Source organism: Nocardia sp. NPDC050718, assembly GCF_040654235.1.
GTDB lineage: Bacteria > Actinomycetota > Actinomycetes > Mycobacteriales > Mycobacteriaceae > Nocardia.
This window is the reverse complement of sequence record NZ_JBFAHQ010000005.1, coordinates 25,848-41,326: the sequence shown is the minus strand read 5'-3', so window position 1 is coordinate 41,326 and position 15,479 is coordinate 25,848. Positions and strand designations below refer to the sequence as shown.

The 15,479-nt window shown below is 70.4% G+C and carries 14 protein-coding genes; 6 read left to right on the top strand and 8 right to left on the bottom strand.

Translation table 11 applies throughout. The annotated features are described in order from the left end of the window. The first annotated feature begins 2 nt into the window (after window positions 1-2). Entirely contained in the window at window positions 3-3,014 is a 3,012-nt protein-coding gene (locus AB0H54_RS22800; protein ID WP_357347643.1) for a bifunctional [glutamine synthetase] adenylyltransferase/[glutamine synthetase]-adenylyl-L-tyrosine phosphorylase, read from the top strand. Between the two features lie 57 nt (window positions 3,015-3,071). On the opposite strand, the gene AB0H54_RS22795 is transcribed toward AB0H54_RS22800, so the two are convergent. Continuing rightward, window positions 3,072-3,275 carry a cold-shock protein gene (locus tag AB0H54_RS22795; RefSeq protein WP_218721900.1) on the bottom strand — a complete coding sequence of 68 codons (204 nt, stop codon included), beginning with the start codon at window positions 3,273-3,275 and terminating at the stop codon, window positions 3,072-3,074. Window positions 3,276-3,497: 222 nt separating this feature from the next. Here AB0H54_RS22795 and AB0H54_RS22790 point away from each other — a divergent pair, with 222 nt between their 5' ends. Continuing rightward, on the top strand, window positions 3,498-4,517 hold the full coding sequence (locus tag AB0H54_RS22790) for a hypothetical protein (protein ID WP_355279168.1): 1,020 nt from the start codon (window positions 3,498-3,500) through the stop codon (window positions 4,515-4,517). A gap of 116 nt (window positions 4,518-4,633) precedes the next feature. Further along, the gene (locus AB0H54_RS22785) at window positions 4,634-7,147 is read left to right on the top strand and encodes a DUF262 domain-containing protein (protein ID WP_357347641.1); all 2,514 of its coding nucleotides are present in this window, start codon (window positions 4,634-4,636) and stop codon (window positions 7,145-7,147) included. A gap of 15 nt (window positions 7,148-7,162) precedes the next feature. Here AB0H54_RS22785 and AB0H54_RS22780 read toward each other — a convergent pair whose 3' ends face one another. Both AB0H54_RS22780 and AB0H54_RS22775 read right to left on the bottom strand, forming a co-directional pair. Further along, complete coding sequence (locus AB0H54_RS22780; protein ID WP_357347639.1) at window positions 7,163-7,828, bottom strand: phosphoribosylanthranilate isomerase; 666 nt, start codon at window positions 7,826-7,828, stop codon at window positions 7,163-7,165. A 28-nt stretch (window positions 7,829-7,856) separates the two neighbouring features. Further along, entirely contained in the window at window positions 7,857-8,141 is a 285-nt protein-coding gene (locus AB0H54_RS22775; protein WP_357347637.1) for a hypothetical protein, read from the bottom strand. A gap of 106 nt (window positions 8,142-8,247) precedes the next feature. On the opposite strand from AB0H54_RS22775, the gene AB0H54_RS22770 reads away from it, so the two are divergent. Next, complete coding sequence (locus tag AB0H54_RS22770; protein ID WP_357347635.1) at window positions 8,248-9,198, top strand: endonuclease/exonuclease/phosphatase family protein; 951 nt, start codon at window positions 8,248-8,250, stop codon at window positions 9,196-9,198. Between the two features lie 76 nt (window positions 9,199-9,274). Next, window positions 9,275-10,720 (top strand): metallopeptidase, encoded by a 1,446-nt coding sequence (locus tag AB0H54_RS22765; protein WP_357347633.1) that lies wholly within the window; start codon window positions 9,275-9,277, stop codon window positions 10,718-10,720. On the opposite strand, the gene AB0H54_RS22760 is transcribed toward AB0H54_RS22765, so the two are convergent. From AB0H54_RS22760 to AB0H54_RS22750, 3 genes are read right to left on the bottom strand one after another with little or no spacing between them, the layout of a single operon-like run. After that, on the bottom strand, window positions 10,721-11,185 hold the full coding sequence (locus tag AB0H54_RS22760; protein WP_355279183.1) for a 6,7-dimethyl-8-ribityllumazine synthase: 465 nt from the start codon (window positions 11,183-11,185) through the stop codon (window positions 10,721-10,723). It abuts the gene before it with no gap. Between the two features lie 24 nt (window positions 11,186-11,209). After that, entirely contained in the window at window positions 11,210-12,046 is an 837-nt protein-coding gene (locus AB0H54_RS22755; RefSeq protein WP_357347631.1) for a lysophospholipase, read from the bottom strand. Continuing rightward, window positions 12,043-13,455, bottom strand: coding sequence for a M20/M25/M40 family metallo-hydrolase (locus tag AB0H54_RS22750; RefSeq protein ID WP_357347629.1), 1,413 nt, complete (start codon window positions 13,453-13,455; stop codon window positions 12,043-12,045). Before AB0H54_RS22750 ends, AB0H54_RS22755 begins: the two co-directional genes overlap by 4 nt. A 127-nt stretch (window positions 13,456-13,582) precedes the next feature. Here AB0H54_RS22750 and AB0H54_RS22745 point away from each other — a divergent pair, with 127 nt between their 5' ends. Next, a complete protein-coding gene (locus AB0H54_RS22745; RefSeq protein ID WP_357347627.1) occupies window positions 13,583-14,326 on the top strand; it encodes a DUF4191 domain-containing protein in 744 nt (247 codons plus the stop codon). Between the two features lie 56 nt (window positions 14,327-14,382). Here the strand turns inward: AB0H54_RS22745 and AB0H54_RS22740 are convergent, their stop codons facing one another. Further along, window positions 14,383-14,766, bottom strand: a complete 384-nt coding sequence (locus tag AB0H54_RS22740) for a YrdB family protein (RefSeq protein ID WP_357347625.1) — start codon at window positions 14,764-14,766, stop codon at window positions 14,383-14,385. A gap of 40 nt (window positions 14,767-14,806) precedes the next feature. After that, the gene (locus AB0H54_RS22735; protein ID WP_357347623.1) at window positions 14,807-15,262 is read right to left on the bottom strand and encodes an RDD family protein; all 456 of its coding nucleotides are present in this window, start codon (window positions 15,260-15,262) and stop codon (window positions 14,807-14,809) included. Window positions 15,263-15,479: the final 217 nt, after the last annotated feature.

Sequence of the window (15,479 nt, the reverse complement as noted above, 5' to 3'; positions counted from 1 at the left end):
GCATGGTCCGGCCACCGACTGCCCGCTCCGCTGTCCCCGGCGTCGGCCGGCTCGGCTTGCTCGAGCCCACCGCAGCGGATTCCCTGCACCAGCTCGGCTGGGACAATGTCGACGGGGTGCCCGTGCTCTGGGCGCTGTCGCGCGCGCCCGACGCCGACCTGGCGTTGTCCACGCTGATCCGGTTGCGCGAGTCGCTCGGAACCGACTGGGCCGAACTGGATTCGGCGCTGCGCACCGATGGCACGTTGCGCGGCAGGTTGTTCGGGCTGCTCGGTTCGTCCACCGCCTTCGGCGATCATCTGGTGGCCGCGCCCGCCGCGTGGAAGCTGCTGCGCGCGAATCGGCTTCCCGAACGCGAGGAACTGCTCGCCGACCTGCTCGACGCGGTCGAGGCGAAACCCGAGGACGGACCCAACGCGGGGCCGATGCTGTTCCGGGCCGAGATCGCCGGTCCGGAGGCGATCGCGTTGCTGCGCAGCCGGTATCGCGATCAGCTGATGCTGCTGGCCGCGTTCGACCTGGCCTCCACCGTCGAGAACGAGCCGGTGCCGCCGTATCTCGTGGTGGGCAGGCACCTGTCGGATCTGGCCGACGCCGCGCTCACCGCCGCGCTGTCGGTGGCCGTGGCGCGGGTGTGCAAGAACGGCCCGGTGCCGGTGCGGCTGGCGGTCATCGCGATGGGCAAATGCGGTGCGCGCGAACTCAACTACGTCAGCGATGTCGACGTGGTGTTCGTCGCCGAACCGGCCGACGCCACCGCGACCAGGCTGGCCGCGGAGATGATGAGCGTCGCCAGTTCGGCGTTCTTCGAGGTCGACGCGGCGCTGCGGCCCGAGGGCAAGGCGGGCGCGCTGGTGCGCACGCTCGACTCCCACCTCGCCTACTACAAGCGCTGGGCCCGCACCTGGGAGTTCCAGGCGCTGCTGAAGAACCGGCCGATGACCGGTGATCTCGACCTCGGACAGCAGTACCGCGACGCGCTCATGCCGATGGTGTGGGCCGCCTCCGAACGCCCCGACTTCGTCGCCGACGTGCAGGCCATGCGCCGCCGGGTGGAGGACCTGGTCCCCGCCGACCTGCGCGAGCGTGAGCTCAAGCTCGGCGCGGGCAGCCTGCGCGATGTCGAATTCGCCGTGCAGCTGCTGCAATTGGTGCACGGCCGGGTCGACGACGCGCTGCACGTCACCAACACCGTCGAGGCGCTCACCGCGCTGGCAGCGGGCGGGTACGTCGGCCGCGACGACGCGGCCAACCTCACCGCCTCCTACGAGTTCCTGCGCCTGCTCGAGCACCGGCTGCAACTGCAGCGGCTCAAGCGCACCCACACCCTGCCCGCCGCCGACGACGAGGAGGGCATGCGCTGGCTCGCCCGCGCGGCCCACATCCGGCCCGACGGCCGTCAGGACGCGGTCGGGGTGCTCGAGACCGACATCCGGCGCAACTCCATGCGGGTGCGCAGGCTGCACGCCAAGCTGTTCTACCGGCCGCTGCTCGAGTCGGTCGCCCGGCTCGACTCCGACGCGCTGCGGCTGAGCCCCGACGCCGCCGTGCGTCAGCTCGCCGCGCTCGGCTACGGCGCGCCCGCCAACGCGCTCGGCCACCTCAAGGCGCTCACCGGCGGCGTCTCGCGCAAGGGCCGCATCCAGGCGCTGCTGCTGCCGACGCTGCTCGAATGGCTCGGTGACACACCGAATCCCGACGCGGGCCTGCTCGCGTATCGCCGGGTCTCGGAAGGTCTCGACGATCAGATCTGGTTCCTGCGCGAACTGCGCGACGAGGGCGCCATCGCCCAGCGGCTGATGATCGTGCTCGGCTCCTCGGAGTACCTGCCCGATCTGCTGATCAACGCCCCCGAGACCATCCGCATGTACGCCGACGGACCGGCGGGCCCGCAGCTGCTCGGCCCGCAGCCCGAGGACGTCGCGCGCGGCATCCAGACCGCCGCGGCCCGCTACGACGACCCCGCGCGTGCCGTCGCCGCGGCCCGGTCGCTGCGCAGGCACGAGCTCGCCCGGGTGGCCTCGGCCGATCTGCTGGGCATGCTCGACGTCCCGCAGGTGTGCGCGGCGCTGTCCTCGGTCTGGGTCGCGGTGCTCGAGGCCGCGCTCGCCGCGGTCATCCGGGCCTCCGAGGCCGAGCGGGGCGCGCCTGCGCCCGCCGACTTCGCGGTGATCGGCATGGGCAGGCTCGGCGGGATGGAACTGGGCTACGGCTCCGACGCCGACGTGCTGTTCGTCTGCGATCCGCGCCCCGGCGAGGACGAGACCACCGCGGTGAAGTGGGCGATCGGCGTCGCGGAGAAGGTTCAGCGCCTGCTCGGCGCCCCGAGCACCGATCCGCCGCTGCAGGTCGACGCGGGCCTGCGCCCGGAGGGCCGCAACGGCGCGCTGGTGCGCACCCTGGCCGCCTACCAGGCCTACTACGACCAGTGGGCCCAGCCGTGGGAGGTGCAGGCGCTGCTGCGCGCGCACCAGGTGGCGGGCGATCAGCAGCTGGGCGTGCGGTTCCTGCACGTCATCGACCCGATCCGCTACCCGGCGGGCGGCGTGTCCGCCGAGTCGGTGCGCGAGATCCGCCGGATCAAGGCCCGCGTCGATGCCGAGCGCCTGCCGCGCGGGGCCAACCCCGCCACTCACACCAAGCTGGGGCGCGGCGGGCTGGCCGATATCGAGTGGACCGTGCAGCTGCTGCAATTGCGGCACGCCCACGAGGTGCCCGCGCTGCACAACACCTCGACGCTGGAATCGCTCGACGTCATCGAGGCCGAGGGCATCCTGGAACCCGACGACGTCGCGCTGCTGCGGGAATCGTGGATCACCGCGACGGCGGCCCGCAACGCGCTCGTGCTGGTCAAGGGCAAGCCGACCGATCAGCTGCCCGGCCCGGGCCGCCTACTATCGGCGGTCGCGCGGGTGGCGGGCTGGCCCACCGACGACGGCAGCGAGTTCCTCGACAACTACATGCGCATCACCCGCCGCGCCAAGGCGGTCGTGGAGCGGGTGTTCGGGGGGTAGCGGAGACGAGAAAGGCCCCGCACCATGGGTGCGGGGCCTTTCTCGTTCACGCCGGAATCAGATGGCGCGGACGTCCTGAGCCTGGGGGCCCTTCTGGCCCTGGCCGACCTCGAACTCGACCCGCTGGCCCTCTTCGAGGGACTTGAAGCCGGAGCCGCTGATGGCCGAGTAATGCACGAAGACGTCGGGGCCGCCTCCGTCTTGGGCGATGAAGCCGAAGCCCTTCTCGCCGTTGAACCACTTAACAGTGCCTTGAGTCATGTGTTTTACAAGTCTTTTCAGTCGGTGAGCCATGGCGATCTCTGTGATCAGCCCAGTCTCAGCAGCCAAGTATGCCATACTCGCCGACAAACTGCGCGTACGGGCCTGCCGCACCGCGATCTGGGCGGAGTCTGCGTGCCACGCCCGGCGTGTCGGGGCCGAAGATCATCCCCGGGTGCGCCGAGGTCACACCGGCGCGCGCGATATGCCAATCTGGGCGACATGGGTGAGACCAACGATGCGCACTCCGGACACGTCGACCTGGCACTGCGGGTGCTCGACGCGCACGTGGCCTTCACCAAGGAGCAGCTGCGCACGCCCACCGGGTTCCTCGAGCTGGTCACCGAGGAGGTCGACGGCCTGCTTGCCGAATGTGCCGTGCTGACCCTGGCCGAGGCCGTCACCCGCGAGCAGATCAAGGGCGTCGCGCACAAGTACGCGGTGCAGATCCCGGTCGAGGGCGCCATCCCCGAACTCGTCGGCGAGATCGCCGCCCGGCTCTACAACCACCGCGCCCAGGACGAGATCCCGGTCGGCGCGGTGGTCGACAACCGCCGCTTCGACGAACTGGTCTCGGCCGTGGCCGATATGGAGGTCGCGCACCGGCTGGTGCGGCTGGTGCTCAACAGCCCGGTCACCGTCGACGCCTGTGTCGAAGCGGTGCAGCGCGCGGTCGTCACCGCCGTCGACGAGGGCAAGCACGCCGACGGCGGCGGCCTGGCGCGGTCGCTGCGCGGCGCGCTGGCCCGGCTGGCCGAGCCGGCGCTGCCGGTGATCGAGAACGGCGTCGGCCGGATCACCCGCACCGGCGCGCGATTCGTCCTGCGCGGCAACCGCGACGACGCCGACGACGTGCTGCTCGACGCCGCCCGCGAGACCTGGCGCAAGCACACCGGCGATTCGATCGGCTCGTTCCGGGAACTGGTCTCGGCCAACGACGTGGAAGACGCGGTCGTGCTCACCTTCGAGTTCTGGCGCACCTTCCGCGACACCGACTACTTCCACGCGCTGCTCGACGAGGGCATCGATCACGTCTTCGACAAATACGGCGACACCCCGCTGGCCGAATTGCTCACCGAGCTGGGCATCGGGCGCGCGGACATGATCGAGGAGGCGCTGCGGTTCGGCCCCTCGGTGCTCGCCGAACTGGACGAGCGCGGCTATCTCGACACCGTGGTCCGGCGCAGGCTGGCGCCGTTCTACGCCTCCGAGGCGTTCCGCGCGGCGGTGGCCGGAACGTAGCACCCGCGAGCCCGCGGACCGCGAGTTCTGTTCGGCCGCTGGCGCGTCGGTGTTTGTCGGTACGATCCGTGCAACGATGGAGCGCTTGCGCTACCGGATCGCGATGAAAGGCTGCCGTGACACGTCTGTCCTCCCTGCTCGACCAGATCGACTCCGGAGCGGTGCTGCTGCCCGAATTCCAGCGCGGTTACGTCTGGAACCGGGATCAGGTGCGCGGACTGATGCGGTCGCTGTACCTCGGTTATCCGGTCGGCGGGCTCCTGGTGTGGGAGACCGGATCCGAGGACATCGCCGTGCGCGGCCAGGGTGGCGGCTCGGGGCTGCGCCAGCTGCTGCTCGACGGCCAGCAGCGCATCACCACCCTCTACGGCATCCTGCGCGGCACCGCGCCGTCGTTCTTCGAGGGCGACGCCGTCGCGTTCACCGGGCTCCACTTCGATGTCGACCGTGAGGTTTTCGAGTTCCAGGTGCCCGGTCGTGACACCGCCCCGACCTGGATCGATGTCACCGAGTTGTTCGCCCTGGGGCCGGTGCACTACCTGCCCCGGTTCACCGAGGTGCCGCCGGAGACGCTGGCGGTCTACCTCGACCGGCTCAACAAGCTGCGCGAGATCACCCATCGCGAGTTCAACGTCGAGACCATCACCGGCTCGGACCGCACCGTCGACGAGGTCGTCGACATCTTCAACCGCGTCAACTCCGGTGGCACCAAACTGTCCAAGGGCGACCTGGCGCTGGCGACGCTGTGCGCGCAGTGGCCGCAGGCCCGCGGCAACCTGCGCGACCATCTGATCCGCTGGGACAAGGACGGCTACACCTTCACCCTGGACTGGTTGCTGCGCAATGTGATCGCCGTCGGCAACGGGCGCGCGCACTTCGACGCGCTGGGTGATCTCTCGCCCGCGGAGTTCGAGCAGGCGCTCAGCGACACCTCGACCCAGGTCGACACCTTCCTCGACACCGTGGCCGGCCGCCTCGGCCTCGATCACGACCGAGTCCTGATGGGGCGCTATGCGATTCCGGTGGTCACCCGGCTGCTGTTCCTCAACGGCGGCCGCTTCGACGACGACCTGCACCGCGACCGGGTGCTGTACTGGTACATCCACTCGGCGCTGTGGGGCCGGTTCAGCGGGTCCACCGAGACCTTCCTGCAGCAGGACTACGAGACGCTCGAACGCGGCGGCATCAACGGCCTCATCGGCTCGCTGGAGCGGCTGCGCGGCGGCTCGCTCGACCTGTGCGCCGACGACTTCGGCGGCGCGACCCGCGGCTCGCGGTTCTATCCACTGCTCTACCTGCTGACCCGCGTCGACGGTTCCCGCGACCTGGGCACCGGCGACGAACTCGGCATCGAGCAGTTCGGCGAGCGCACCCCGGTGCAGGTGCACTACCTGTTCCCGAAGACCACGCTGCGCGACGCGGGATACGAGCGCAACGAGATCAACGCCATCGCCAACTTCTGCTTCCTCAGCCCCGGCTCGGAAGCCGAACTGGGCGAACGCGAACCGGCCGACTACCTCGCCGAGGTGGAGCGGCGGCACCCGGGTGTGCTCGCCTCGCAGTGGATTCCGACCGACCCGGCACTGTGGCGGGTCGAGAACTACCGCGAATTCCTGCGCGCGCGGCGCAAACTGCTGTCCACGGCGGCCGACGCGTTCCTCGAGCAGCTGCGCACCGGCACGCTGCACCGGCCGACGCTGCTGTCCGTCGGTGTGGCCGGGGTGAGTCTCGGTGACCCGGCCGTCGACCTGGTCAACGCGCTGGTGGACGACCTCGTCGCCGACGGCTTCGGCTTCCCGCTGCTCGACAGCGAGGTCTCCGACCCGGTGACCGGCCGCGAACTCGCTGTCGCCGAGGCGTTCTGGCCCGAGGGCCTGCAACCCGGCGTCGGCATGCCGGTGGTGCTGGTGCTCGCGCCGGCCAGCGCCGACCTCACCCGGCTGGCTCAGCTCGGCTACGCCGTGTTCACCTCCGTCGACGCGCTGCGCGGCTATGTCGACAACCTGCGCGTCGAGGTGTCCGGCGACACCGGCCTCTACGGCCCCGCCGCCGACGTGGCGACGCTGGCCGATCGCCTGCCCGCGACCTGGGTCGGCAACTCCGAGCAGGTCTGGTTCCGCTTCGCCTGGAACCAGCTCGAGCGCGACCGCGCCGACGGCCCCGACGCGGCACTCGAACCCGAACAGGTCGCGCTGCGCTACATCGCCCTGTGGGCGCTGACCCGCACCTTCTACATCCACGCCTTCGATCAGGGCAATCCGGGGGAGTGGCGGTACTACCTGGGCGACGCGATCGGCCCGAACCCGCTGGTCCCGCGCGACTGGCTGGCCCGCCGCGCCGTCGCCTCCGGTGCCCTTGCCCCCGGCGCCACCCCCGGCGACGAGGACATCGCCATCGCCATGGTGCACGGTGTCCTCGAGGTGGTCGAGGACGTCGCCACCGCCCTGTCCCACCTGCTCGGCGGCCCCGGCCTGTTCGCCTCGCTGTGGGCGTCGGCGGGCGCCGCCGAACACTACGGCTACCCCCTGTCCACCGACCAGATCAACGACCTCATCAACCAGGTCGTCAACGACCCGGCGTCCCGGAAGATCCAGGCCTACAACTGGATCGAGGCGGGTCTGCCGCTCTGACCGACGCGGCGCGGCTCAGCTGTGCCGCGCGCCGTGCGCGGCGGCGACGAAGCTGTCGCACGCCTGCTGCGACTTGTCGCCCGAGGCGTCCTCGACACCGCTGTTGACGTCGACCCCGAACGGCTTCACCGCGCTGATCGCCGCGCCGACATTGGCCGCGGTGAGCCCACCGGCGAGCACGACCGGGCAGCCGAGCGCGGCCAGCTCCGTGACGATGCGCGCGCTGACCGTCCAGTCGTGGGTGCGGCCGGTGCCGCCCAGCCGATCGGCGGTGCGGGAATCCAGCAGCACCGCGTCACAGTCGGCGGCAGCGGCTTTCGCGTCCAGGATCGCGTCCGCGCCGGCGACATGGACGGCGCGCAGGATCATCCGGCCCCGGGCGGCGGCATTGACCTGCCGCAGTGTCTCCGCCGAGACCAGACCGTGCACCTGGATGGTGTCCACGCCGAGCTGATCGGCCAGCTCGATGATCTCGTCCGCCGCCTCGAGATGGGTCACCAGTACCCGGTTGACGAACGGCGGGACCAGCGCGGCCAGCCGGCGTGCCGTCGCGGCGTCGAGCGCGTCCTCGCTGACATGGGTGATGCCGCTGATGAAGCCGACCGCGTCCGCGCCGGCCGCGAGCGCGATCCGCAGGTCGGCTTCCGAGCGGATTCCGCAGATCTTGGCGCGCACGGTCACGGGCGAAGACCAGCCGGACGGGCGCGCCTCAGCGGGACGCTCCGGTAACGCGCTGGAAGGTCGCGACGAAGTCGCGCAGGGCGGTGCGGTCCTCGGTGTCGGCGGGGCGGTAGCCACGGGCCGCTTCGACGGTGATCGGGGTGCCCGCGCGGATGGGGAGTTCGGTCCAGCAGACCGGCAGGACCGGCAGCTGGACGGTGCGATCGGCCACGGTGAGGGTCAGCGCCGAGGTGTAGCGGCCAGCGACGGTCATCAGCGCGTCGACGGCGTCCTCGGTGAGCGGGCCCGCGGCGGGGAATTCCTCGATGTACACCGGCTACCTCCTTCTGCGGCGCCAGTGTAGGCCGCCACCGGCACCTCAGAGAACCTTTAGCGCCGCCATAAGGGCGCGACAAGGACGCCAGCCTAGGCTCGGCCTCATGATGCGGAAATGGTTGGACCGGGCGTTGCTGGTCCTGGGGTGGGGCGCGCTGATCGCGGCGGTGGCCGGGATCGTGTTGCATCTGGGCAGCTGGCGTCAGCAGTCGCTGGTGCTGCTGGCGTCGGGGGCGATGTGGCTGATGCTGGGCGCGGTGCTCGGGCTGGTCCTCGTTCTCCTCGCGCGCGGCTGGCGCAGCGCGATCGCCGGGGGCGTGGTGCTGGCGGGCGCGGCCTGGCTGATCGTGCCGGGCTACATTCCGGCGGCCGGTGCGGCCGACGGACCGCAGCTGCGGGTGCTGCAGTCGAATCTGCTCTTCGGACAGGCGGATCCGGCCGCCGTGGTCGCGGCGGTGCGCGACAACGACGTCGATGTGCTCACCGCCGACGAACTGACCACCGACTCGATCACCCGGCTGCGCGCGGCCGGACTGGAAGAGCGGCTGCCCTACTTCTACCTGGAACCCGCGCAATCCGGCGGTGGCGGCACCGGCATCTACAGCCGATACCCGTTGCGCGAGAACACCAAGTACGACGGCTTCATCATGAGCAATATCTCCGCGACGATGGATCATCCACAGCGCGGCCCGATCTCGGTGTTCGCCTTCCACCCGATCCCGCCCAATATCGACTTCGCCGCGTGGACGGCCGAGCTGCGCCGCGTGGACGAGATCCTGGCCACGGCCCCTACGCCCGCGATCGTCGGCGCGGATTTCAATGCGACGCAGAATCATTCGGCCTACCGCGCGCTGCTGGACGGTCCGTTCGCGGCCGCCGCGGACCAGACCGGCGACGGTGTCCTGCTGACCTATCCCGCGGATCGTCGCTGGGGCCCGGTGATCGGCATCGATCACATCCTCGTCGCAGGTGGCGTGGCCGAAGAGGTCCGCACGCTGACCATTCCGGGGTCGGATCATCGCGCGCTGCTCGCCACGGTCCGGATGCGGGATTGACCGCGTCGATTACCATGTGAGCGCTCGACATCGGACCGCTCGGCGTCCGTGTCATTCCCCGGGGAGGAAACAGCGGATGATCAAACATCGGTTCGCCATGGCTGTGGCGGCACTGGTGAGCGTCGGCCTGCTCGCCACCGGTTGCTCGGCGACGACCGTCGCCAGTGACCAGGCGGTGCCGGCGATGGACAACCCGTGGGAGGTGGCGGGCGCGACGTCGAACACCGGGCCCAGCGGCACCCGTCCGGGGGTGCCCGACACCGACAAGAAGGCGGAGAACGGCGACAACGGCAAGATCGACAAGCTCGCGCTCAACGCCATCGCCGATATCGAAGAGTATTGGCAGACCGAGTATTCCAAGACGTTCCGGGGCAACTTCAAGCCCGCCTCGAAGTACATCTCGTGGTCGGCGAAGGCGCCGGAGTCGGAATCGGTGCAGTTCTGCAAGAGCAGCACCTACAAGCTGGTCAACGCCGCGTACTGCCCGCTCGACCACACCATCGGCTGGGACCGCTCGGTCCTGCTGCCGCTGCTGGTCGACAAGTACAGGGAGATGTCGGTGGTGATGGTGCTGGCCCACGAGTACGGCCACGCCATCCAGTCCCAGGCCGACCTGCTGCGCGGCTTCCTCACCGACGCGCTGGTGAAGGAGCAGCAGGCCGACTGCCTGGCCGGAGTCTTCCTGCGCCACGTCGCCGAGGGCAGGTCCAAGCACTTCACCCTCAACACCACCGACGGCCTCAACGGTGTGCTCGGCGCGACCGTCGCCGTGCGCGACCGCGACCCCAATGATCCCGACGCCGTGCACGGTTCGGCCTTCGAGCGGGTCACCGCGGTGCAGATGGGCTACACCGAGGGTGCCGGGTCCTGCAAGGGGATCAACAAGGACGAGATCGAGAAGCGCCGCGCAGGCCTGCCGGTCACCTTCGAGGACGGCGAGCGCGATCAGCAGCTGCCGGTGAACAAGGAGAACCTGAGCTCGCTGGCCACCCAGCTGGGCAAGTCGATGCCGGTGAAGAACGCGCCGAAGTTCGACTACGCGGGCGTCACCCGCAACTGCGCCTCGACCACCACCACCGAGCCGGTGTCGTACTGCCCGGGCAGCAACACCATCGGCACCGACCTGCCCGCCATGGCCAAGCGCGCGGGGGAGGGAACCACCGGCAAGGAGGAACCGCTCTCGGCGATGGTCACCGGCGATTACAACGCCGCGGTGGTCTTCGTTTCCCGCTACGCCCTTGCGGTGCAGCAGGATCGCAAGCTGTCACTGACCGGCGCCGAGTCGGCGGGCCTGCGCACCGCGTGCCTGTCCGGGGCACTGACCACGAAACTCAGTGAGCCGGGCAGTGATCCGCGCCTGTCGGCCGGCGACCTCGACGAGGCGGTGTCGGGCCTGCTCGCCGACGGCCTCGCGGCCGCCGACGTCAACGGCAAGGTGGTGCCGAGCGGTTATCAGCGCCTCGAGGCGTTCCGCACCGGCGTCCTCGACGGCGAACAGGCCTGCCTGACCCAGTTCAAGTAGTCAGCGGGCCGCAGGCAGTGATCGCAGGGAGCTGAGGGTGTTCGCCACCGCGCGGGCGGCCTCGGCTCCCTTCGTCACGAAATGGTTGGTGTAGTAGTCGACGTGCTCGCTGTGCTCGTGGAAGTGGTGCGGCGTGAGCACCACCGAGAACACCGGGACGTCGTTGTCGAGCTGCACGCGCATCAGGCCGTCGATCACCGCGGTGGCGACGAAGTCGTGGCGGTAGATGCCGCCGTCGACGACCAGCGCGGCGGCGACGATCGCCTCGTAGCGGCCGGTGCGGGCCAGGCGCTGCGCGTGCAGCGGGATCTCGAAGGCGCCGGGGACGTCGAACACCTCGACGGCGGCCGGGTCGAAACCCAGGCCGGCGTATTCGGCGACGAAGCCCTCGTGGGCCTTGGTGACGATGGAGCTGTGCCAGCTGGCGCGGATGAAGGCGACGGCGCCGGTAGACGTGGTTCCCATGCGCGGAGTCTACTAGGTTCTAAGTTACTCGTCGGTAATATGCCGCGAGAGCCAGTCGACGACGTCCGCGATCACCTGGTCGCGCTCGGGCTCGTTGAACACCTCGTGGAACAGCCCCGGGTAGCGCAGCACCGTCACGTCGGACGATCCGGCGTCGCGTTCGAGCAGGTCGGCGCTCGACGGCGCGGCGATGGTGTCGGCGGTGCCGTGCACCACCAAGAGTGGCGGGGTGAGCGCGTCGAGGCGCTGCTTGACCAGCGCGGTGTGCTGCAGGATCTCCACCGCGGTGCGGGCGGGCAGCTTGCCGCGGAACACCAGCGGGTCGTCGTCGTAGGCGCGCACCACCGCGGGATCGCGGCTGATCGTCGACGAATCCAGGGTCAGCACACCGAGATTCGGCGCGATCCGGGTGAGCAGGGGGGCGGCCAGGCGCTGCACCGGATTGCCCAGCGGGATGTCCAGCGGCGGCGCCGACACCACGACCCCTGCCACGTCGACCGGGCCGCGGGTCGCCAGGTGCAGCACCACCAGGCTGCCCATCGAATGACCGAGCAGGAAGCGGGGGACGCCGGGATGGGCCTTGCCCGCGAGGTCGAGCAGCGCGGCCACATTGTCGGCGGCGGCGTGCATCGAGCCGATATTGGCCGCCGCGCCCTCCGACAGACCGTGCCCGATGTGATCGAGCGCGTACACCGCGAACCCCTGCGCGGCCAGCGCGTCGCCCACGTACTCGTAGCGTCCCGAATGCTCGGCGACACCGTGCACCAGCACCACCACCGCACGCGGGGTGGAGGTGGGTTGCCAAGCGCGCCAGGCGATCCGGCCGCCGTTGCCGGCGAATTCGCCCGTGTCCGTCGTCATCGCTGCGCTGCTCCTTCGTCGCCGGGCGCCACCGCGAGCCGCTCGATCAGGCGCCGATTGAACTCGATCAGTCGAGCGTAGTTGAGCCGGGAGATCCGCTCGTCGGTTCCGTGGATCCGTTCCAGGTCCGCCGCGGTCAGCACGATCGGCGCGAAGTTGCAGCGGGTGGCGGCGAGCCCGTCGTAGTGCCGGGAATCGGTGGCGCCGGGCACCAATCCGGTGGTGGTCACGACGCCGGGGACGATCTCGGCGGCGAGCTCGGCGATCAGCGCGTAGGACGGGCCGGGCCCGGTGACGCGCGAGGGCTCCGACGCGGGCCCGACCAGCTCGATCGCCACCCCGATGTCGCGGATCACCCGGCGGCAGTGCGCGAGCACGGTCGACACCGAATCACCGGGCAGGATACGGAAATTCACCAGCGCCTCGGCGCTCTGCGGCAGCACATTGGCCTTCACCCCGCCACGGATCACCGTCGGCGCCGTCGTCGTGCGGACCAGCGCCTCGGTGGTGGGGCCCGCCGCCAGGATCCGGGTGACCAGCGGCCCCGCCAGCGTGGCCAGCCCGCGGGTATCGGCGAGTTCGAGCAGCTTGCGGCGCGGTTCCGGCAGCGCCACCCGCATCCGGGCGAGCATGTCGGTGATCACCGGCGTCAACCGCAGCGGCATCGGATGGTCCTGCACCCGGGCGACGGCGCGGGCCAGGCGGCCGACCGCGGTCTGCTTGCCCGGCATGGACGAGTGCCCGCCGGTCTCGCTGACCGACAGCCGCACCGTCGCGTACCCCTTCTCGCCCAGCATGATGCTCGCGACCGGCCGCTCGACCCCCTCGGCCACGCCCTCGGTGATCACCCCGCCCTCGTCGAGCAGCAGCTCGGCCCTGACCTGCTCGTCCCGCAGGTGCTCGGCCATCCGGACCGCGCCGCCGTCGCCGAAGACCTCTTCGTCGTGGCCGAAGGCGAGGTAGACGGTGTGCCGGGGACGCACACCGGCCGTCAGCGACTGCTCGACGGCCTCGAGCACGGCCAGCACCCGGCTCTTGTCGTCGATCGCGCCCCGGCCCCAGATGAACTCCGCGTCGACGACGCCGGCGAACGGGGGATGGGTCCAGCGCTGCGCGTCGTCGACCGGGACCACGTCCTGGTGGGCCAGCAGGATCGCCGCGACCGGTCCCGGCTCGGCGCCGTCCCAGCGGTAGAGCCTGCTGCGGCCGAAGGTGGTCACGGTCAGCTCGACGTGCACGCGCGGGAACGATGTCTCGAGGTGCTCGGCGAGCCGGGCGAACTCCGCGTCGGCGGTCTGGGTGGGGTCCTCGGTCGACACCGTCGCGCAGCGCAGCGCCGCGGCCAGCCGCTCGGCGACCGCGTCGTCGACCCCGGCGGTGACGGGGGATCCGGTCGGTTTCTCGATCATCGGGCGCACCCTCGCCATTGTTGCCCGTGCCCGGCGGATTCGCCGTGAAAGGCGCCCGAATCGCCGTGTTCGAGGTCGGTGCGTATGCGGTCCGACGGCCCGGCGGAGGGCCATCTAAGCTGACACTATGGCAGGAGGCAAGGGCGGCAAGCCGTCGAAGGAAGCCAAGGCCGCGGCTAAAGCGGCCCGTAAGCAGGCATCACGCGAACGGCGTCAGCAGTTGTGGCAGGCGTTCAACATGCAGCGCAAGGAAGACAAGGCGCTGCTGCCGCTGATGATCGGCGCACTCGTCGGCACCGCGGTGGTCTTCTTCGTCGTCGGTCTGATCTTCGACATGCAGTGGTTCCTGCTGCCGCTGGGTCTGCTGCTCGGTGTGCTGTTCGCGTTCATCATCTTCGGACGTCGGGTGCAGAAGAACGTCTACCGCAAGGCCGAGGGCCAGGCGGGCGCGGCGGCGTGGGTGCTGGAGAACCTGCAGGGCAAGTGGCGGGTCGCCAACGGCGTCGCGGCCACCACCCAGCTCGACGCGGTGCACCGCGTCATCGGTCTGCCGGGCGTGGTCTTCGTCGCCGAGGGCTCCCCGCAGCGGGTGAAGTCGCTCATCGCGCAGGAGAAGAAGCGCACCGCCCGCCTCATCGGTGACACCCCCATCTACGAAGTGATCGTCGGCAACGACGAGGGCCAGACCCCGCTCAAGGATCTGCAGAAGTTCCTCACCAAGCTGCCGCGCAATATCGACGTCAAGCGGATCGACCAGATCGAGGGCAGGCTGACCGCGCTGAGCTCGCGCAGCGGCCCGGCGATGCCGAAGGGCCCGATGCCCCCCGGCGCCAAGATGAAGGGCATGCAGCGCGCGATCCGTCGCCGCTGAGCCCGCCTACCACCACGAGCCCGGCACCTGATCGCAGGTGCCGGGCTCGTGTCATGTCAGGAGTTCGGCGCCCGTCCGGTGAGCAGCCACAGGATCCGGTCGTAGGCCAGCAGGTGGTAGCCGACCAGCACCGCCGTCGAGATCAGCGCGAGCCGGGGCAGTCCAGCGCCCCACAGCGCGGCGGCGCCACCGAAGAGCACGGCGACCTCGATCAGCAGCCGGACCGGGCCCGAGACGGGCACCGGCGCGCCGCCACCGCGGCTCGGATCGTTCGCGAGCGCGAACGTGCCCCACAGCAGCGCGGCCGCGATCGGCAGCACGACGACGAGCAGATATCGCCAGGGCGAGTCGAACGCCCGCCAGCCGAACACCCCGAACGAGGTGATGGCGACGAGCTCGAGCAGGAAACGCACGGCCAGCAGGGCCGGATTCAGTGACACGGCCACAGCGTAAAGGCCGCCCCCGGCCCGCCGCGACGGGTCAGCTCGCGTTGACCAGGGCCGTGCCGGTGGCGCGATCGTGCATGCCGCGCCCGTCGGCGTCGGTGAACAGCGCCGGGATGACGAACACCAGCAGCACCTGCCGCGCCAGCGCCCGCACGAACCCGACCGCGACCGGGGCGTCGATCCGCAGCACCCGCAGTTTCAGGAAGTACTGGCCGGGGGTGAACCCGAACAGCGTCACCGCGGCCACGCCGATCACGAACCACACCAGCAGCGGCACCGACGACGAGGCGAAGCTGCGGGTGATCACGGCGGCGATGCCGACCGCGATGAACCAGTCGACGAACAGCGCGACGACCCGGCGCCAGGTCGGCGCGAGCGAGCCCGCGCCCTCGCGCGGCAGCCCGTACAGCTCGCCGGGGTAGCCGGATGTTTCCGGGTCGCCCGGTTCCGCCGGATTGCCGGAAAGCCATGTGCCGGTGATACGCGCCATGGGTCCCAGGATAGTGGCCGGCTATCGCCCGCTCATGACCGCATTAGCGGAGGTCACGTCACCGCGCGGGGGAACGGATGGCAGGATTACGATGCAGGTCGCGCCCGGATGGCAGACATCACCAGATATCCGGCACGCGTAACACTGGCGAAACACAGCCTTGACTGTAGGGAAACACCGCGTCCATAGCGTCAGCTGGCGACGAACCCATGCATCG